The 17,704-nt window shown below is 73.0% G+C and carries 16 protein-coding genes, 1 pseudogene and 1 riboswitch; of the genes and pseudogenes, 7 read left to right on the forward strand and 10 right to left on the reverse strand.

The window, feature by feature from the left end:
• Positions 1 to 23 precede the first annotated feature (23 nt).
• Positions 24 to 950: a 1-phosphofructokinase family hexose kinase gene (locus NWP09_RS01960; protein WP_258273862.1), complete on the forward strand. Its 927-nt coding sequence runs from the start codon at positions 24 to 26 to the stop codon at positions 948 to 950.
• Positions 950 to 1,729, forward strand: coding sequence for a 5'/3'-nucleotidase SurE (surE, locus tag NWP09_RS01965; RefSeq protein ID WP_258273863.1), 780 nt, complete (start codon positions 950 to 952; stop codon positions 1,727 to 1,729). Before NWP09_RS01960 ends, surE begins: the two co-directional genes overlap by 1 nt.
• Here the strand turns inward: surE and NWP09_RS01970 are convergent.
• The 6 genes from NWP09_RS01970 to ribD form a co-directional block, all read right to left on the reverse strand.
• Positions 1,716 to 3,611 (reverse strand): heavy metal translocating P-type ATPase, encoded by a 1,896-nt coding sequence (locus tag NWP09_RS01970; protein WP_258273864.1) that lies wholly within the window; start codon positions 3,609 to 3,611, stop codon positions 1,716 to 1,718. The two genes, surE and NWP09_RS01970, sit on opposite strands and share 14 nt — an antisense overlap.
• Positions 3,612 to 3,755: 144 nt before the next feature.
• The gene (locus NWP09_RS01975; protein WP_258273865.1) at positions 3,756 to 5,114 is read right to left on the reverse strand and encodes an MFS transporter; all 1,359 of its coding nucleotides are present in this window, start codon (positions 5,112 to 5,114) and stop codon (positions 3,756 to 3,758) included.
• Positions 5,115 to 5,291: 177 nt separating this feature from the next.
• Positions 5,292 to 5,771: a 6,7-dimethyl-8-ribityllumazine synthase gene (gene ribH, locus NWP09_RS01980; protein ID WP_258273866.1), complete on the reverse strand. Its 480-nt coding sequence runs from the start codon at positions 5,769 to 5,771 to the stop codon at positions 5,292 to 5,294.
• Positions 5,771 to 7,036 carry a 3,4-dihydroxy-2-butanone-4-phosphate synthase gene (ribB, locus tag NWP09_RS01985; RefSeq protein WP_258273867.1) on the reverse strand — a complete coding sequence of 422 codons (1,266 nt, stop codon included), beginning with the start codon at positions 7,034 to 7,036 and terminating at the stop codon, positions 5,771 to 5,773. The genes ribH and ribB overlap by 1 nt, the downstream gene beginning before the upstream one ends.
• On the reverse strand, positions 7,033 to 7,659 hold the full coding sequence (locus NWP09_RS01990) for a riboflavin synthase (protein WP_258273868.1): 627 nt from the start codon (positions 7,657 to 7,659) through the stop codon (positions 7,033 to 7,035). The genes ribB and NWP09_RS01990 overlap by 4 nt, the downstream gene beginning before the upstream one ends.
• Positions 7,659 to 8,675 (reverse strand): bifunctional diaminohydroxyphosphoribosylaminopyrimidine deaminase/5-amino-6-(5-phosphoribosylamino)uracil reductase RibD, encoded by a 1,017-nt coding sequence (gene ribD, locus NWP09_RS01995; protein ID WP_258273869.1) that lies wholly within the window; start codon positions 8,673 to 8,675, stop codon positions 7,659 to 7,661. The genes NWP09_RS01990 and ribD overlap by 1 nt, the downstream gene beginning before the upstream one ends.
• A 49-nt stretch (positions 8,676 to 8,724) precedes the next feature.
• Positions 8,725 to 8,868: riboswitch (FMN riboswitch) on the reverse strand.
• A 240-nt stretch (positions 8,869 to 9,108) separates the two neighbouring features.
• Between ribD and NWP09_RS02000 the strand changes: the two genes are divergently transcribed.
• A complete protein-coding gene (locus NWP09_RS02000; RefSeq protein ID WP_258273870.1) occupies positions 9,109 to 9,969 on the forward strand; it encodes a DUF559 domain-containing protein in 861 nt (286 codons plus the stop codon).
• Between the two features lie 163 nt (positions 9,970 to 10,132).
• Here the strand turns inward: NWP09_RS02000 and NWP09_RS02005 are convergent, their stop codons facing one another.
• From NWP09_RS02005 to NWP09_RS02020, 4 genes are read right to left on the reverse strand one after another with little or no spacing between them, the layout of a single operon-like run.
• Complete coding sequence (locus tag NWP09_RS02005) at positions 10,133 to 10,705, reverse strand: GNAT family N-acetyltransferase (protein ID WP_258273871.1); 573 nt, start codon at positions 10,703 to 10,705, stop codon at positions 10,133 to 10,135.
• Positions 10,706 to 10,721: 16 nt separating this feature from the next.
• On the reverse strand, positions 10,722 to 11,717 hold the full coding sequence (gene trpS / locus NWP09_RS02010; RefSeq protein WP_258273872.1) for a tryptophan--tRNA ligase: 996 nt from the start codon (positions 11,715 to 11,717) through the stop codon (positions 10,722 to 10,724).
• Positions 11,718 to 11,727: 10 nt separating this feature from the next.
• Positions 11,728 to 12,558, reverse strand: coding sequence for an exodeoxyribonuclease III (locus NWP09_RS02015; protein ID WP_258273873.1), 831 nt, complete (start codon positions 12,556 to 12,558; stop codon positions 11,728 to 11,730).
• Between the two features lie 55 nt (positions 12,559 to 12,613).
• Positions 12,614 to 13,579, reverse strand: a complete 966-nt coding sequence (locus NWP09_RS02020; protein WP_258273874.1) for a YihY/virulence factor BrkB family protein — start codon at positions 13,577 to 13,579, stop codon at positions 12,614 to 12,616.
• A gap of 56 nt (positions 13,580 to 13,635) precedes the next feature.
• On the opposite strand from NWP09_RS02020, the gene ptsP reads away from it, so the two are divergent.
• The 4 genes and pseudogenes from ptsP (at position 13,636) to NWP09_RS02040 (ending at position 17,383) form a co-directional block, all read left to right on the forward strand.
• Entirely contained in the window at positions 13,636 to 15,279 is a 1,644-nt protein-coding gene (gene ptsP / locus NWP09_RS02025; RefSeq protein WP_258273875.1) for a phosphoenolpyruvate--protein phosphotransferase, read from the forward strand.
• 271 nt (positions 15,280 to 15,550) lie between these two features.
• Entirely contained in the window at positions 15,551 to 15,694 is a 144-nt protein-coding gene (locus tag NWP09_RS02030) for a hypothetical protein (protein WP_258273876.1), read from the forward strand.
• Positions 15,695 to 15,826: 132 nt separating this feature from the next.
• A pseudogene (locus tag NWP09_RS02035) lies at positions 15,827 to 16,049 on the forward strand (hypothetical protein); the annotation flags it as partial.
• 566 nt (positions 16,050 to 16,615) lie between these two features.
• Positions 16,616 to 17,383 carry a hypothetical protein gene (locus NWP09_RS02040; RefSeq protein ID WP_258273877.1) on the forward strand — a complete coding sequence of 256 codons (768 nt, stop codon included), beginning with the start codon at positions 16,616 to 16,618 and terminating at the stop codon, positions 17,381 to 17,383.
• Positions 17,384 to 17,704: the final 321 nt, after the last annotated feature.

The following is a 17,704-nucleotide window of genomic DNA, read 5'->3' on the forward strand; positions in this document are numbered from 1 at the left end:
GCGAGCGTGCCTACGCTGGCCGCATGGCTCGCGTGCTCGTCTTCGCCCCCGCGCCCCTGCTCACCGTCACGATCGAGGAGCACCGCGGCGAGGCCGACGTGCACGTGCACGTCGGCGGGCAGGGCGTGTGGCAGGGCCGGATGCTCGAGGCGCTCGGGGTCGACGTCACGATCGTGTGCACGGTGTCGGGAGAGACAGGCGTCGTGGTCCGGCGGCTCCTCGAGGACGAGGGGTTCGACGTGGTCGCGGTCGAGCGCGACGCGGTCGGCCCCGCCTACGTCCACGATCGGCGCGGCGGCGAGCTCGACGCGATCGTCGAGGCGGAGGGGGAGCCGCTGTCGCGCCACGACCTCGACGCGCTCTACTCGGCGGCGCTCAGCGCGGCCGCGCGCGCGGACCTCGTCATCCTCTCCGGTCCCGAGGGCGAGGCGATGCTCGAGCCGGAGGTCTACCGGCGGCTCGCGAGCGACGTGCGCGAGCTGGGCGCGACGGTGCTCGTCGACCTCGCCGGGCCGCGCCTCGCGGCGGCGCTCGAGGGCGGCGTCGACGTCCTCAAGGTGAGCCACGAGGAGCTCGAGGAGGACGGTCGCGTCGACGACGGCGACGACGAGGCGCAGCTCGTGCGCGCGGCCCGCGCCCTCGCCGACGAGGGCGTCTCGCTCGTCGCGATCACCCGCGCCGATGCGGGTTCCCTCGTCGTCGGCGAGGAGGGCGCGTGGCGGGTGCGGGCGCCCGAGCTCGAGGCGGTCGAGACCCGCGGTGCGGGCGACTCCTACACCGCGGCGGTCGCGGCCGTGCTCGCGACCGGCGGCAGCCACGCGGAGGCGATCCGGCTCGGCGCCGCGGCGGGCGCGGTGAACGCGACCCGCCGAGGACTCGGCACCGGCGACCCCGACGCGATCCGGGCGATCGCCGAGCAGGTCGAGCTCGAGCCGATCGAGGAGGACTGATGCGAGCGCTCATCACCAACGACGACGGCATCGACTCGCCCGGCCTCGCCGCGCTCGCGCGAGTCGCGGCAGCCGCGGGGCTCGAGGTCGTCGTCGCCGCGCCCGCGCACGAGCACTCCGGCGCGAGCGCGTCGATCATCGCCACCGAGGGCACCGCGGTGACGGCCGCCGGCGGCAAGGGCACGGTGCGCTCCGAGCGCCGGGTGCTGCCGGGCGTCGAGGAGGCCTACGCGGTGCATGCCGCGCCCGCGCTCATCGTGCTGCTCGCCCTCCACGGCTCGTTCGGCGCGGTGCCCGACGTCGTGCTGAGCGGCATCAACCGCGGCGCGAACGTCGGCTCGGCGATCCTGCACTCCGGCACGGTGGGGGCTGCGCTCACTGCGGGGCAGGGCGGCGTGCGCGCGCTCGCCGTCTCCCTCGACGTCGGGCTGCGAGAGGGCGGCGACGAGCACTGGGAGACCGCTGCGGCGCTCGCGGCCCGCGCACTGCCCGGCCTGCTGTCCTCGCAGCCGGGGACGGTGCACAACCTGAACGTGCCGGACGTCGACCTCGACGACGGGGTCGAGCTCGTCGAGGCGCCGCTCGCCCCGTTCGGCATCGTGCAGACGACGATGACCGAGGTCGACGGCGACGAGGTGCGGCTCGCGATCCGGGAGCACCGCGCGACCGATGCGCCCGGCAGCGACATGGAGCGCCTCGCGGCCGGGCTCGCCACGATCACCGCGCTGCCGACCCTCGTCACGCGGGCCGGGGAGGTGCCCGGCGTCAGCGGGCGGTGACCGCGCCGTCGGCGACGGCGGATGCGCTGCTCGGGCCCCGTGGACCCGCGGGCCCGCCGCCACGGCCGATCGCCCGCAGCGCCCAGAGGATCGTGACGAGGTCGACGGCCTCCTGGGTGAGCGCCCCGACGGTCGCGGGGATCGCGCCGAGGGCCGCGACGAGCATGAGCCCGACGCTGATCGCGATGCCGAGCCAGATGCTCTCGAGCGCGATGCGCCTGGTGTCGCGGCCGATGCGGACGGCGCGGGAGGTGCGCGACAGGTCGTCGAGGGTGATGACGACGTCGGCCGACTCGCTCGCCGCGGTCGCGCCCTTCGCGCCCATCGCGACCCCGACATCCGCCACCGCGAGCACGGGAGCGTCGTTCACGCCGTCGCCGACCATGAGCACCGGTCGCCGCTCGAGCGCGTGCACGGCCTCGACCTTGTCTGCCGGCAGGCACTCCGCGCGCACGTCGGTGATGCCGAGCTCCTCGGCGACGTGGCGCGCGGTCGGCCACGCGTCGCCCGTGAGCATGACGGTGTCGTGCACGCCGAGCCGCTCGAGCGCCGCGATGGTGTCGGCAGCCTCGGGGCGCACCGGGTCGCGCGCGATGATGGCGCCCGCGAAGCGCCCGGCGATCGCCACGTAGATCGCGAGCTCGCCGCTCGCGAGCGCGGCCTCCTCAGCCTCGGGAGCATGCCCGCGCACGAACGCGAGCTTGCCGACCACGACGGAGCGGCCGCCGAGGTCGGCGACGACCCCGAAGGTCGCCTCCTCCGACGCGCTGGCGGCCTCGCGGAGCGGGAGCCCGCGCTCGCGGGCGGCGAGCACGATCGAGCTCGCGAGCACGTGCGACGAGTACTGCTCGGCGGATGCGGCGAGGGTCAGGAGCTCGTCGGCGTCGAGGCCGCCGACGGGGAGGATCCGCTCGACCGTCGGCGCGCCGCCCGTGAGCGTGCCCGTCTTGTCGAACACCGCGGTGCGGACCGCCGCGAGCTGCTCGAGGACGCCCGCGCCCTTCACGATGATGCCGTGGCGGGCGGCTCGGCTCATGCCGCCCATGAAGGCGACGGGTGCCGCGATGAGCAGCGGGCACGGCGTCGCCACGACGAGCACCTCGGCGAATCGCACGGGGTCGCCCGAGAGCGCCCACGCGATGCCGGCGATGACGAGCGAGGCCGCGGTGAACGGCACGGCGTAGCGGTCGGCGAGGCGCACGACGGGGGCGCGGCTCTCGGCCGCCTGCTGCACGAGCTGCACGATGCTCTGGTACTGGCTGGCGGCTGCCGTCGCCGTCGCCCGGATGCGCACCGCGAGCTGGGCGTTCACCGAGCCGCTCAGCAGCCGGTCGCCCGCCGCGAGCTCGACCGGCAGGCTCTCGCCCGTGAGCGAGGACTCGTCGACGACGGCGTGCTCGCTCAGCAGCTCGGCGTCCACCGGCACGATCTCGGCGGGGCGCAGCAGCAGCACGTCGCCGACGCGCACGTCGTCGGCGCCGATCTCCTCGAGCTCGCCGCCGGGCAGCTCGCGGTGCGCGCGCTGCGGGGCGCGCTCGAGCAGCGCGGTGAGCTCCCGCTTCGCCCGCCCCGCGGCGTAGTCCTCGAGCGCCTCGCCGCCGGTGAGCATCAGCACGATGATGATCGCCGCGACGTACTCGTCGACGAGCAGCGTCGCCACGATCGCGGTGATCGCGAGGATGTCGAGGCCCCAGCGGCCGCGCAGCGCGTCGCGCACCATGCCGACGCCCTGCACGACGACCACGATCGCCGCCCACCCGATGCAGAGCCAGCGGGCGGCGCCGCCTGCGCCCGCGACCGCCGCGCCGATCGCGGACGCGCCGACGACGAGCGTGATGGCGACGAGGGGATAGCGGCGCGCGGCGCGCGGGAGCCACTGCATGCCCTCAGTCTGCTGCCCGGGCGCCGTCCGTGCCAGCGAGGTGCGGCGCCCTCGCGGTGCTTGGGCGGGGACGAGTCGGCCCGCCGCCCGATCCGGGGCGGCGGGCCGACGCATCCGTGTCATGCCACGGGCGGAAGCCGTCGGCTACCGCTCGATGTCGACGTCCTTCGTCTCCTTCGACAGCAGCAGCGCCACGAGCGTCAGCACGCCCGCCGCGGCGAGGTAGACGCCGACCCAGAACGGACTGCCGCCGCCGGCCGTCCAGAGCGCGACCGCGATGAACGGGGCGACCGCGGCGCCGAGGATCGACGACACGTTGTAGGAGATGCCGGAGCCGGTGTAGCGCACGTTCGTCGGGAACAGCTCGGGCAGCAGCGCCCCCATCGGGCCGAACGTGAAGCCCATGAGCGACATGCCGATGATGAGCCACGCCATGACGCCGAAGAAGCCGCCGCCGGTGAGCGGCACCCACAGCAGGCCGAACACGATGATGCCGAGCGTGACCCAGATGAGCGTGCGGCGACGGCCGAAGCGGTCCGCGAGCGGGCCCGAGACGAGCGTGAAGATGCCGAAGAACACGACGCCCACGATGAGCATGAGCACGAACGAGTTGTACGAGTAGCCGAGCCCGGGCACCGCCGCGTCGACCGGGGCGCGGCCGTAGGTGAGCGAGAACGCCGTCATCAGGTAGAAGAGCACGTAGGTCGCGAGCATGAAGAACGTGCCGAGGATGAGCTCGCGCCAGTGGTCGCGGAAGACGGTCGCGAGCGGCAGGCGCTGCACCGCGCCGGTCTCCTTCGCCTTCGAGAACGCGGTCGACTCGACGAGCTTCAGGCGCACGTAGAGGCCGACGATCACCATGACGGCGGAGAAGAGGAACGGGATGCGCCAGCCCCAGTCGAGGAACGCCTCGGACGGCATGGACGGGTCGTCGCTCGGCAGCGCCGCGGCGATGATGAGGAACAGGCCGTTCGCGATGATGAAGCCGATCGGCGCGCCGAGCTGCGGGAACGTGCCGTACCAGGCGCGCTTGCCGGCGGGGGCGTTCTCGGTCGCGACGAGCGCCGCGCCCGACCACTCGCCGCCGAGCGCGAAGCCCTGTGCGAGGCGCATGACGACCAGCAGGGCCGCGGCGATCCAGCCGACCTGCTCGTAGGTGGGCAGCACCCCGATGAGGAACGTCGCGACGCCCATCGTGAGGAGCGCGCCCACGAGCGTCGCCTTGCGGCCGTGCTTGTCGCCGAGGTGGCCGAAGACGATCGAGCCGATCGGGCGCGCGACCATCGCGGCGCCGAACACGGCGAACGACGACAGCAGGGCGGTCGTCTCGTCGCCGGCGGGGAAGAAGAGGTGCGGGAACACGAGCACGGCGGCGGTCGCGTAGACGTAGAAGTCGTAGAACTCGATCGTCGTGCCGATGAGGCTCGCGAAGACGACGCGGCCGCGCGAGTTCGCGGGCTGCTGGGACGGCGCGCTGGCCGCCTGGGTTGCGGAGAGGGACATGCTGCTTCCTGAGGTTGCTTCGCGCGCGGCCCGGGTTGCGGGTGTGCAGGCGCGCAGGTGGAGCGGTCCGCTCGTGACGGGCCGGCCGCGTCGGAGCCGGGCGGGCTCCGGAAGGACGACCGACCCAGTCTACCGGTTGTCAGATACCACGGCGGGGGCGCCCGGCGCCGTCGCGGCTCACCGCTCGCGACGCAGCGAGCGCAGCGCGAGCGCAGCCTCGACGACCGCCTCCGCCGCCTCGCGGCCCTTGTCCTCCTTCGACCCGGGCAGGCCCGCTCGGTCGATGCCCTGCTGCTCGTCGTCGAGGGTCAGCACGCCGAAGCCCACCGGCTTGCCCGTGCGCACCGCGACCTCGGTGAGCCCCATCGTCGCCGCCTGCGAGACGTACTCGAAGTGCGGGGTGCCGCCGCGGATGATCACGCCGAGCGCGACCGCGCCGTCGAGCCCCGACTCCAGGGCGGCCTGCGCCACGACCGGCAGCTCGAACGCGCCCGGCACGGGGAGCTCCACGACCTCGGCGCCGGTCTCCTCGAGCGCGCGCCGAGCGCCCTCGAGCAGCCCGTCCGCGATCTGCTCGTGCCAGCGGCCGTGCACGATCGCGATGCGCATGCCCTGCCCGTCGAGGCGGTGCGCCTCGGGTCGTCCCTCGCCGGCCATCAGCGCTCTCCCTGCTCTTCGTTCTGGGTGATGACGTCGGGCAGCTGGTGCCCCATGCGGTCCCGCTTCGCCTTGAGGTAGTGCTCGTTGAACGCGCCGACGCCGACGAGCAGCGGCACGAGCTCGCTCACGTCGACCCCGTGCTTCTCGAGCTCTGCGCGCTTGAGCGGGTTGTTCGACAGCAGGCGGATCGAGCCGACCCCCTGCTGGCGCAGGATCGCCGCCGCGGCGCCGTACTCGCGCGCGTCCGCGGGCAGGCCGAGCGCGAGGTTCGCGTCGAGCGTGTCGAGCCCGTCCTCCTGCAGCCGGTACGCCTTGAGCTTGTTGATGAGCCCGATCCCGCGCCCCTCCTGGCCGCGCAGGTAGATGACCATGCCGTTGCCGGACTCCTGGATCTGCTGCATCGCGGCGTCGAGCTGCGGCCCGCACTCGCACTTGAGCGAGTGGAGCGCCTCGCCGGTGAGGCACTCGGAGTGCACGCGCACGAGCGCGCCGTCGGAGAGCTCGCCGGCGATGATCGCGACGTGGTCGGCGCCCGTCTGGCGGTCGCGGTACGCGGCCATCCGGAAGGTGCCGAAGTGGGTCGGCACGTTCGTCTCGACCTCGAACGCGACGCGCGCCGACTCCTCGTTCGCGCCCTTGCACGCGGTGGGCAGGCCGCCCGCGTCGAGGTAGTCGATGAGGTCGGCGATCGTGATGACCGGCAGCCCGTGCTCCTCGCCGAACGCGATGAGCGAGGGCAGACGGCGCATCTCGCCCGAGTCCTCGACGAGCTCGCCGATCGCCGCGACCGGCTCGAGGCCCGCGAGCTGCATGAGCTCGACGGCCGCCTCCGTGTGGCCCGAGCGCTGGCGCACGCCGCCCTCGACGGCCCGCAGCGGGACGATGTGGCCAGGGCGGCGCAGCGAGGTCGGGGTGCTCGACGGGTCGGCGAGGACCCGCAGCGTGTGCGCCCGGTCGTCGGCGGAGATGCCCGTGCTGTCGCGGTCCGCGGCGTCGACCGTGATCGTGTACGCGGTCTGCCGCGTGTCCTCGTTCTCGAGCACCATGAGCGGCAGCCCGAGCTCGTCCGCGCGCTCGTCGGTGAGCGGCGCGCACAGGTAGCCCGATGTGTGGCGCACCATGAAGGCGATCCACTCGGCGGTCGCGAGCTGCGCCGAGATGATGAGGTCGCCCTCGTTCTCGCGGCCCTCGTCGTCGACGACGATGATGGGCTTCCGCTCCCGCAGCGCCTCCAGCGCCACGTCGATCGTGGTGATGCTCATCGAGCCTCCTCCTTCTGCAGCATGCGCTCGACGTGCCGGGCGACGATGTCGGTCTCGATGTTGACGCGGTCACCGACGGCGCGGAAGCCGAGCGTGGTCGACTCGAGCGTCTCGGGGATGAGCGAGACCTCGAACCACTGCTCGGGCTCACCTGCGTCGCTCACGGCCGAGACCGTGAGGCTGATCCCGTCGACGGCGATCGAGCCCTTGCGCACGACGAGGTGCGCGAGCTCGGGCGCGAGCGAGAAGCGGATCGTGCGCTGGCCGTCGCCCTCGGTGATCGCGAGCACCGCGGCGGTGCCGTCGATGTGCCCCTGCACGATGTGGCCGCCGAGGCGGTCGCCCACCGCCGCCGCCCGCTCGAGGTTCACGCGGTCGCCGGGGCGGCGGTCGCCCAGTGTGGACATGTCGACCGAGATCTGCATGACGTCCGCCGTGAACGCATCCGCCGTCTGCTCGACGACCGTGAGGCAGAGGCCGTTGACCGCGATGGAGTCGCCGTGCGACGCGTCCGAGACCGCGAGCGGTCCGCGCACGGTCAGGCGCCACGCGTCGCCCTGGTCGGATCGGTGCGGCTCGAACGAGACGATCTCGCCGAGCTCCTCGATGATGCCGGTGAACATCAGTGCTCGCTCTCTGTCGTGGCCTCGACCAGCAGGTCTCGGCCCAGCTGCTCGAGCCGCGTCACCGTGAGGCGCCGCTGCTCGTCGATGGTGTCGACGCCGATGGCGTCGATGGCGGTGCGCGGGCCCCCGAGGAGGGTCGGCGCGAGGTAGATGGTGAAGCGGTCCGCGAGCCCGGCGCGGATGAACGCGCTCGCGAGCGTCGGCCCGCCCTCGACGTAGAGGGTCTGGATGCCGTCGGCGGCGAGGGTGCGCAGCTCGGCGTCGAGGTCGCGGCCGGCCGTGCGCAGCCCCTTGGGGTGGGTGCGGAGGGCGGCGCCCGCGGGGATCTCGCGGGAACCGAAGACGACGGGGATCGGCTGCGGCGCGTCGGGCTCGCCCTCGATGCGGGCGGTCAGCCGAGGATCGTCCGCGAGCACGGTGCCGGTGCCGACGGCGATCGCGTCGTGGGCGCTGCGCTCCCGGTGCACGTGGGCGCGCGCGTCCGCGCCGGTGATCCACTGGCTCGTGCCGTCGGCGGCGGCTGCGCGGCCGTCGAGCGACTGCGCCCACTTGACGGTCACGCGCGGACGGCCCGTCCGCTGCACGAACAGCCAGTCGGCGATGAGCGCCTCGCCCTCGGCCACGTCTGCGCGCGCCACCTCGACACCGGCGGCGGCGAGCCGCGCGGCACCGCCGGAGGAGGCGTCGCCCGGGTCGGCGGCGGCGTGCACGACGCGTGCGACGCCCGCCTCGAGCAGCGCGACCGCGCACGGCCCGGTGCGGCCGGTGTGGTTGCAGGGCTCGAGGGTGACGACCGCTGTCGCGCCGCGCGCCTCGCCGGGCGCGAGCTTCTCGAGCGCGTCGACCTCGGCGTGCGGGGTCCCGGCGCCGCGGTGCCAGCCCTCGGCGAGCACGCGGCCGTCGGGGGAGAGGACCACGGCGCCGACCTGCGGGTTCACGCCGCGCGGGCCGAGGAGCGCGAGCTCGCGGGCGCGCGCCATCGCGTCGCGCTCCGCCGCGGTGATCCCTGCCATCTCGTCCCTCCTCCTTGCGCGCGCGGGGGACGAGGGGTCGCGGACGACCCCACGTGCGCCTCCCCTCCGGACTCTCACCGTCGGTGCTGGAATTCCACCAGCTCAGCCGATCGCGCCGCTCGAAGCTCGAGCGCGCTCACGGGTCGCGGACTGTCACCGCCGGTTCAGACTTGCACTGACCCCGGGCACGTTGCACTGCCACACTACAACTCGACGCTCGAACGGGGCATTCCCGAGCGCAAGAGCAGGCCCTGGCTGCCGTCCGCGCACAACGCAAGCCCGATCGCGCATCCGACCGCCGCGCTCGCCGGAGCCCGGGCGACGACGGCCCGACGGCACGCGGGGGCTTGCGTTGTGCTCGCGCGATGGCGCCGCATCCACAGGAGCGGCTGACGGCCACGCACGAAGTGCCGCGCTCCGTCACCCTGCGCGGATGTCGACGTTGAGGTCGCTGGGTCAGGGCTCGGTCAGGATCGACGAGTTCCAGGAGCTGCTCGCCGCAGGCAGCTCACGCCGGGCGATCGAGGCAGCGCTTCGCTCCGGCCGTCTTGAGCGGGCGCGTCGCGACGTCTACGTCCGGCATCCTGCACCGGCGGCGCTCGTGCATGCGCTGCGGATCGGCGGCAGGCTCGCGTGCGCCTCGGCCGCTGAGTTCCTCGGGCTGTGGGTGCCGCGGGACGGGCGACTGCACGTGCACCTGTGGGATGGCTCGACGCGCTTGCGCGATCGCGACGACCGGCTCAAGCGCCTTGAGCGCCGCGAAGGCCTCGCGCTGCACTGGTCGGACCTCGTGGTCGATGACGGCACGCGGTGCGCGACCTCGGTCGGGTCGGCCGTGCGCTGCATCGCGGGCTGCTTCGGGATCGAGGCGGCCATCCGGGTCGCCGACTCGGCGCTCCAGCGGCGGAGGGCCGATCGCGCGGAGATCCGCCGCGCTCTCGATGGCTTCGCCTGGCTCGAGGCTCCCGCCATCGACGCGGTCGATGGCTTGTGCGGCTCGGGCTACGAGACGGACGCGAAGCTGCTGCTCCTGGCTGCCGGGCTCGCGTTCGAGCAGCAGGTGGCGCTGCCGCGCGTCGGGATCGTCGACTTCGTCGTCTGCGGCTGCGTCGTCGTCGAGGTCGACGGACGCGAGACGCACGAGGGCGCGTTCGAGGCGGATCGCGCTCGAGACGCTGAGGCGCTGCTGCTCGGCTACGTCACCGTCAGGGTCTCGGCGCGCTGGCTGGACGCGAATCCGGGTCGCTTCATCGAGCTCGTGCGGGCGGCACTGGCCGTGCACCCTCGAGGCTGAGCGGCGGCGAGGCGTCTCGGAGCACTCGTCGGCCCGAGCCCAACGCACGCCGCGGCGGCTGATCCTGCGACGGCTGCGCCGGCCCCGCGCCAGGGGCCGCGGCATCGGCCTCGCGAGCTTGCGTTGTGCTCGCCGCTCGGCTTTGGGCGACGCGGGCCGAGCGTCAGTCGAGCCGGGGCCAGGGTCGGGCGCCGGCGGGCATGCCCGAGGGGATGCGCACCGCGTGGTGCTCGAGCCCCGGCTCGCCGTCGCGCCAGCGGCCCTCCCGAGTGCCGAGGTAGGAGAAGCCGGCGGCCTTGGCGACCCGCATCGAGGCGACGTTGCCGACGCGGCAGCGCCAGTGCACCTCGGGCCACGTCAGGCAGCCCTCCGCGTGCCCGACGAGCGTGCGCAGCGCATCCGCCATCAGCCCCCTGCCCTGCGCGTCAGGGTGCAGCCAGTAGCCGACCTCGCCGCGCTCGGTGCGCAGGCTGATGACGCCTGCCAGCGGGCCGCGCAGCGACTCGCGGATCGCCCACACGCGCTCGTCGTGCTCGCCGCGCCAGCCCGCGGGCGCGAACTCGCGCACGAAGCCCTCGGCGTCGGCGCGGGCGTAGGGCCACGGCGTGTCGAGGAACCGCTCGGCCTGGTCGGTCGAGCACGCCTCGACGACGCGGTCGATGTCGTCCTCGCGGAGCGCCGTCAGCACGACCCGGCGCCCCAGCTGGGGGAGCGTCGGGCCGGCCAGGCCGGTCACGGGAGGCTCCGCGGGCTCATCGCAGCCCCATCGCCTCCATCGCTCGCGCGAGCGTCGCGTCGGCGACCTCGGCGGCGCGCTCGGCGTTCGCGTCGAGCAGCCGGTCGAGCTCGGCGGGGTCGCCCAGCAGCTCGAGCGTGCGCTCCCGCACGGGGGCGAGCTCGGCGACCACGGCGTCGGCGACGGCGGTCTTGAAGACGCCGTAGCCCTGGCCGGCGAACTCCTCCTCGAGCGCGGCGACCGGCGTGCCGGTCATCGCGGCGAGGATGTCGAGCAGGTTCGTCACGCCCGGCTTCTCGGCGCGGTCGGCGCGGATCGAGCCCTCGGTGTCGGTCACGGCAGAGCGGATCTTCTTCGCGGTCCTCGCCGGCTCGTCGAGCAGCCAGATCACGCCCTTGTCGTTGTCGGCCGACTTCGACATCTTCGACTCCGGTGCCTGCAGGTCGTAGATGCGCGCGCCGCCGGCGAGGATGACGGGCTTCGGCACGGTGAACGTCTTCCCGAAGCGCTTGTTGAACCGCTCCGCGAGATCGCGCGTGAGCTCGACGTGCTGCTTCTGGTCGTCGCCGACCGGCACGACCTCCGTGTCGTAGAGCAGGATGTCGGCGGCCATGAGCACGGGATAGGTGAAGAGGCCGACGGAGGCCGCCTCCTGCCCGCCCTTGGCCGTCTTGTCCTTGAACTGGGTCATCCGGCTCGCCTCGCCGAAGCCCGTGATCGTCGCGAGCAGCCACTGCAGCTGCGCGTGGGCGGCGACGTGCGACTGCACGTACAGGCACGAGCGGTCGGGGTCGATGCCGCCCGCGATGTACTGCGCGGCGAGCGTGCGCACCTGCTCGCGCAGCACATCCGGAGCCTGCGGCACGGTGATCGCGTGCAGGTCGACGATCGAGAAGAACGCGTCGAAGTCGCTCTGCATCGCGCGCCACTGCTGCAGGGCGCCGATGTAGTTGCCGAGGTGGAGCGAGCCCGAGGAGGGCTGCATCCCCGAGTAGAGGCGGGGGTTGGCCATGGATGCGTTCCTAGAGGTCGTAGTCGACGATGACGGGGGCGTGGTCGGACCATCGGGTGTCCCACGCGCTCGCCCGGTCGATGCGGTAGTCGCGCGCCGTCGCCGCGAGGGCGGGGGACGCCATGTGGTAGTCGATGCGCCAGCCGGCGTCGTTGTCGAAGGCCTTGCCGCGCTGCGACCACCACGTGTAGGGGCCGTCCTGGCCGGGATGCGCGGCGCGGCCCACGTCGACCCAGCCGTGCCCGCGGCCGCGCTTGCCGTCGACGCCGGTGACCATGCCGGTGCCGAAGAAGCGGTCGAGGTAGCTGCGCTCCTCGGGCAGGAAGCCGGCGTTCTTCTGGTTCGTCTTCCAGTTCTTGATGTCGAGCGGCGTGTGGCCGACGTTGAAGTCGCCCATCACCACGACGTGGTCGGTGTGGGCGCGCAGCTGCGGCAGGCGCTTCGCCATCGAGTCGAGGAAGCGGTACTTGTCGTCCTGCTTCTGGCTGCCGACCTCACCGCCGGAGTGCACGTAGGCCGACACGACCGTGAGCAGCGTCTCGCCGACCATGAAGTCGGCCTCGAGCCAGCGGCCCTTCGTGTCGAAGGTCGTGAGGCCGATGTCGGTGCGGTGCTCGAACGAGGGCTCGCGCGAGAGCACGGCGACGCCCGCGCGGCCCTTCGCCGTCGCGGGGTCGTGCAGCACGTGCCAGCCGGGCACGAGCGGCAGGAGGTCGTCGTCGAGCGCCCGCACCTCCTGCAGCGCGACGATGTCGAAGTCGCCCGCCTCGAGCCACTCGCCCATGCCCTTGCGGAACGCGGCGCGCACGCCGTTGACGTTGACGGAGGCGATGCGGACCATGGGCTCGAGCCTACCGAGGCGCGCCGACGCGCCGTGCCCGTCGGGCGGCACCGCGTCAGCGGTGCCGCTTCGCGAGCCGCCGGTGCAGCCTCGCGGGGTCGTCGCCGTCGCGGCGGGCGGCGCGCACCTCCTCGAGCAGCTCGCTCGCGCGCTCCTTCGTGAGCCGGGCGTCGATGCCGCGCATCGCGACGAGTCGCGAGTAGGCCCGGCCGGTGTCGGAGACGGCGACGAACGCGAGCGCGAGCAGCAGGATCTGCATGATGAACCCGAGCCAGATGAGGATGATCACGGGCGCTGCGATGCCGGCGAGCAGCGGGTTGTTCTCGACCCCGCGGAAGAGCAGGGTCGCGACCTGCTTGAGCCCGAAGAACGCGACGGCGCATGCGAGGGCCGTCGGCACGATCGCCTTGGCCGGCAGCCGAAGGCGGCCGCCGAAGCGGTACAGCAGCAGCACGACGGCGGTGTCGAGCAGCAGCTGCGACGCGACGCCGAGCAGCTGGGCCGTCCACTCGAGCCCGAGCGCGCCGGCGAGCGCCTGCGTGACGACCTGCACGGCGGCGGAGATGACGACGAGCAGCCCGATGCCGATGCCGACGGCGAGGTCGCCGAGCTTCAGCAGCACGATGCTCGCCGGCGGGTCGCCGAGGTCGAACATCGCGCGGAAGCCCTCGCGGCTGACGCCGATCCACGCGATCGCGGTGAACAGGATCGACGCCGCTGCGACCGCGCCGGCCCAGCCGACGATGCTCGAGCGGGTCAGCTGCTCGACGTCGAGCGCCCCGTGCTCGCCGATGAGCCCGGGGATCGACGAGGCGATCGAGTCGATCACCGCGTCCCGCAGCGCGACGTTGCCGCCGAGCACGGCCATGAACACGGCGAACGCGACGAACAGGGCGGCGAACAGCGAGAGGAACGCCTGCAGCGTCATGCCCTGCGCGAGCACCGGGCCCCGCATCTCGGTGTAGCGCTGCCACGCGCGCACCGGCCACGACTCCCGCACGCGGGCGAGCAGCTGCTGCAAGGCGCCTCCTCCGGGGCTCGTGGCACGGCCGGCGGGGCCCAGCGTAGTGTGGCCGCATGGGTGCGCTCGCTGGGATCGGCGTCGGCCGGGGGATCGCCGTCGCGAGGGTGCTGCGGATGCCGGAGCCGCTCGAGCCGCCCACCGACGAGCCGCTCACGGGCGACGTCGACGCCGAGCACGAGCGCGTGCGCGCCGCCCTCGACCACGTCGCCGACGAGCTCGACGCGCGAGCCGCCGCGGCGGGCGGCGAGGCGCAGGCGGTGCTCGAGGCGGCCGCGCTCATGGCGCAGGATCCCGCGGTGCTCGCCGACGTCCGCACGCGGCTCGAGGACGGCGTGAACGCCGAGCGTGCGGTGTGGGATGCGTACGCGGGCTTCCGCGACATGCTCACGGCGATGGGCGGGTACATGGCCGAGCGCGCCACCGACCTCGACGACGTCGCCCAGCGCGTCGTCGCGCGGCTCCGCGGCGTGCCGGCCCCGGGCGTGCCCGCCTCAGACCAGCCGTGCATCCTCGTCGCGCGGGATCTCGCACCCGCCGACACGGCGACGCTCGACCTCGCGCGCACGCTCGCGCTCGTGACCGAGGAGGGCGGACCCACCTCGCACACCGCGATCCTCGCGCGGTCGAAGTCGCTGCCCGCGGTCGTGGGCGTCGCGGGGCTCCTCGACGCGGCGGTCGAGGGGCAGCGCGCGATCGTGGACGCGCGGGCCGGCACCGTCGTGCTCGACCCTGACGACGCATCCGTCGACGGCGCACTCGCCGAGCGCGAGGCGCGGCTCGCCGCGGCCGCCGCGCCGCTCACCGAGGGCGCGCTCGCCGACGGCACGAGGGTGCCGCTGCTCGCGAACATCGGCTCGCCGAGGGACGCGGCTGCAGCGATCGAGCTCGGCGCGGAGGGCGTCGGGCTCTTCCGCACCGAGTTCCTCTTCCTCGACGCGCCGGCCGCGCCGAGCGTCGAGCAGCAGACCGCGAGCTACACCGAGGTGCTGCGGGCCTTCCCCGGCCGCAGGGTCATCGCGCGCGTGCTCGACGCGGGCGCCGACAAGCCGCTCGCCTTCCTCGGCGAGGCGCGCGAGGAGAACCCGGCGCTCGGGCTGCGGGGCCTGCGCGCGCTGCGAGCGAACGAGCCGATCCTCCGCGACCAGCTCACGGCGCTCGCGAACGCGGCAGCCGCGACCGAGGCCGAGCTGTGGGTCATGGCGCCGATGGTCGCCGATGTCGAGGAGGCGGAGTACTTCGTCGCGCTCGGCCGCGAGCTGGGCCTGCAGACCGTGGGCGCTATGGCAGAGGTGCCCTCGATCGCCGTCCTCGCCGACCAGGTGCTCGAGGTGTGCGACTTCGTCTCGATCGGCACGAACGACCTCACGCAGTACACGCTCGCCGCCGACCGGCAGCTCGGCTCGGTCGCGGCGATGCAGGACCCGTGGCACCCGGCGGTCCTCCGGCTGGTGAAGATGCTGGGGGATGCGGGGGCCCGGGCGGGCAAGCACGTCGGGGTGTGCGGCGAGGCGGCCGCCGATCCCGCGCTCGCGGTCGTGCTCGTGGGGCTCGGCGTCACGACGCTCTCGATGAGCGCCTCCGCCCTCGCCGACGTGCGCGCGGAGCTGCTGACCGTCACGCTCGAGGAGGCCCGAGCGCGGGCCGAGCGTGCGCTCGGTGCCCGCTCCGCTGCCGAGGCGCGAGCGGCAGCCGCCTGAGCCTTTCCCTGGTGGGCCGGTCTGCGCCGCAGGGCGCCGACCGAGTCGGCGGGACATGGTCGCGTTGAGTTGCCGGAAGATGGCGCGGCGACGTAGCGCACGGACGCAGATGATGAGCGCGAAGGTTGCGTGCCTGGGTCGGTGACGACCGGTGAGCGGGATCCGGTGCAAGGAGGCGGTCAGCGCTCGGAAGACGCGGGAGTGACTGGAGCTGCCGGCGAGCCCCGGCAACCGGGTGACGCCGGCGATGTGAGCAAACGCTGCCCGCGGTGTGAGCGACGTCGAGGATGGTCGCGTCCACAACGGCGATCGTCTCTACGCGCCACGCCGCACGCTGCACACCGGCGCCGAGCTGCTCACCGGCCGGCAGGAGCAGCGGATCGACGCGCCGTTCGCAGGCGCTGTGGAGAGGTGACTCGGGCCGGCTACTAGCGCTTCATCACCGCCCACCGGCATCCCGACAAGCAAGCAGGCAGCGGGCCAGGCACGTCCTGATCGACTCGGTCCGCGCCAGCCGGAGCGCACTGACCCAGCTGCGCGAGCTAGCCGCACGCCCCGGCAGCGCTCCGCCGACGTGCTCGCGGTTCTTCGACCGGCCCGGCACCTCCAACCGGCCGACCGAGGCGATCACAAGGCCGCTGGAGCACCGCGGCTTCGCGCTCGCCTCTTGCAACGTCGCTAACTGCATCGCGCGATCCGCGGGGCTTCGGGCTGCGTCAACACGCTGGCTCGCGATGAGCCCCTTCAACATTGAACGCTGTGGGCACTGAGCTGGCACGATCCGGGCTGACTGCGAGTCATTGAGGCATTCCGAACTGGCGTGCCGTTATCCTCGCAGCGGTTGCCCACGACTCGCCCATCGGTACATCGCTCATTCCTCTCCCCGGAGCTCTAGGCTCTCGCTGTGTCGACGGGAAGTCCAACAGGGCGCGCAGGACGTCCCGTTGCGATCTGCTTCCTTCTCGTCGCGCTGACCGCGATCGTGCTGGTTGGCATCAACGCCATGATGCTCTCCGAGTCTTGCGCTGCACGCAATGCAACGGACACTGCTCCGGTCGACACCGCTGCAGTCGAAGTCGAGCCCGCGGGCGCTGGTTGCAACGTCTATTACAGGCTCCAGGATGGCAGCCGCGAGCAGGGCGCTATAGCCCCCTTAGATCTGCGAGCGCCCTTAGGGGTCGTCGCAGGCGGCGCAGCAATCGCTGCTGCCGTTGCATCGCTGATCTCGAATCGGCTCAGTCCTCGGAGGGCATGAACGGCAAGGAACCGAAGTGCAAAGACGCACCTCTTTTCATCACTTGCGGTAACCACGCTGGCGGTCAGCCTCATCGCCGGCGTGCCAGCAGCGGTGTCCGCCGCACCAACCGCCACACAGCAGACGAGCAGCCAAGCAAGCGAGGCCAGCCTCGCGCACCTAGAAGTTTCTTCCCCAATCGGGGCGCGAGACGTGGCGAGGATAGCGATTCCAGAGAGCACCGAGTTCGCGGGCGTCCGATACCAGAACGCTGGCCTGATCGGCGAACACGGCGTCGAGTTCGAGTTCAACCTCTACAACGACGACCCGGCCTACTCGGGCGTACGCCCCTTCTGCACCCTCAACGGCGACCCGATCGGCGGATACAAGGACCGGTTCTGGGCGCGCAACTACAACTGGAGCTGGCAAGGACTCAGCAACACGGGCAATTACGCGGCCGCGCAGCCATATGCCGACATCAACGACTCGTCGGATCTTTGCACGCGACAGTCGATCGCGATCGGCCTCAGGTATCCCCGTCAACTCGCTCGCGGAGCGAACTCGTTCGCGGACTTCAACTTCGTGATTACCGCCCCGCGGGGGCTTGTCGCATCCAACAGGCTTGGCTCCGTTCTGCAATCGGTCGAGAACGTGTCGTGCCTGCGCGGCGGCGCGCTGACTGACTGCATGGGCCTCAGCGGCGAGGTCAAGCGCGATGAAGGCGACGCCACGGGCGCCTACATCACGCTCAACCCCAGCCGCGGGAAGACTGCTCCCGGAACATGTTGGTCCAACAACGACGTCAGCCCGTACGACGGTTTGCCCGATGCTCCGTACTACTTTCCCTGCAGCCACCTCGGGCAGGGGTAGCTGCTCGAACTGGTAGCGAAGCGGAGGGGCGGGCGCGCACCTCCGCTTCGCTTACCGAGAAGCCGGCGACGGACGCTCGGTGTCAGCACGATCGCGCTGACACCGAGTCACGATCGCGAAGATCGTCTGCCCGCGGCTGGAGCTTCTCCACCCGCGGGGACCGGAGCGGGCGGGGAGCGTCAGCGCTTGCGGCCGGCGGCGCGCGCGACCGCGACGGCGAACTCGCGAGCCCGCTCGCGCTCGCCCTCGATGGGCAGCACGACGACGTCGCGCGCGACCGCGCTCACCTGCTTGCGCAGCCGCCGCCGCGCTCGCGAGCGC

It is taken from the genome of Agrococcus sp. HG114 (assembly GCF_024723325.1).
Classification (GTDB): domain Bacteria; phylum Actinomycetota; class Actinomycetes; order Actinomycetales; family Microbacteriaceae; genus Agrococcus.

Excerpts from the sequence above, each read along its gene's own strand:
- trpS (WP_258273872.1), bottom strand. The coding sequence starts at position 11,717 with ATGGCCAACCCCCGCCTCTACTCGGGGATGCAGCCCTCCTCGGGCTCG.
- NWP09_RS01960 (WP_258273862.1), top strand. The coding sequence starts at position 24 with ATGGCTCGCGTGCTCGTCTTCGCCCCCGCGCCCCTGCTCACCGTCACG.
- NWP09_RS01975 (WP_258273865.1), bottom strand. The coding sequence starts at position 5,114 with ATGTCCCTCTCCGCAACCCAGGCGGCCAGCGCGCCGTCCCAGCAGCCC.
- ribH (WP_258273866.1), bottom strand. The coding sequence starts at position 5,771 with ATGGCCGGCGAGGGACGACCCGAGGCGCACCGCCTCGACGGGCAGGGC.
- ribD (WP_258273869.1), bottom strand. The coding sequence starts at position 8,675 with ATGGCAGGGATCACCGCGGCGGAGCGCGACGCGATGGCGCGCGCCCGC.
- NWP09_RS02015 (WP_258273873.1), bottom strand. The coding sequence starts at position 12,558 with ATGGTCCGCATCGCCTCCGTCAACGTCAACGGCGTGCGCGCCGCGTTC.
- NWP09_RS01990 (WP_258273868.1), bottom strand. The coding sequence starts at position 7,659 with ATGTTCACCGGCATCATCGAGGAGCTCGGCGAGATCGTCTCGTTCGAG.
- ribB (WP_258273867.1), bottom strand. The coding sequence starts at position 7,036 with ATGAGCATCACCACGATCGACGTGGCGCTGGAGGCGCTGCGGGAGCGG.
- ptsP (WP_258273875.1), top strand. The coding sequence starts at position 13,636 with ATGGGTGCGCTCGCTGGGATCGGCGTCGGCCGGGGGATCGCCGTCGCG.
- NWP09_RS02000 (WP_258273870.1), top strand. The coding sequence starts at position 9,109 with ATGTCGACGTTGAGGTCGCTGGGTCAGGGCTCGGTCAGGATCGACGAG.
- surE (WP_258273863.1), top strand. The coding sequence starts at position 950 with ATGCGAGCGCTCATCACCAACGACGACGGCATCGACTCGCCCGGCCTC.
- NWP09_RS01970 (WP_258273864.1), bottom strand. The coding sequence starts at position 3,611 with ATGCAGTGGCTCCCGCGCGCCGCGCGCCGCTATCCCCTCGTCGCCATC.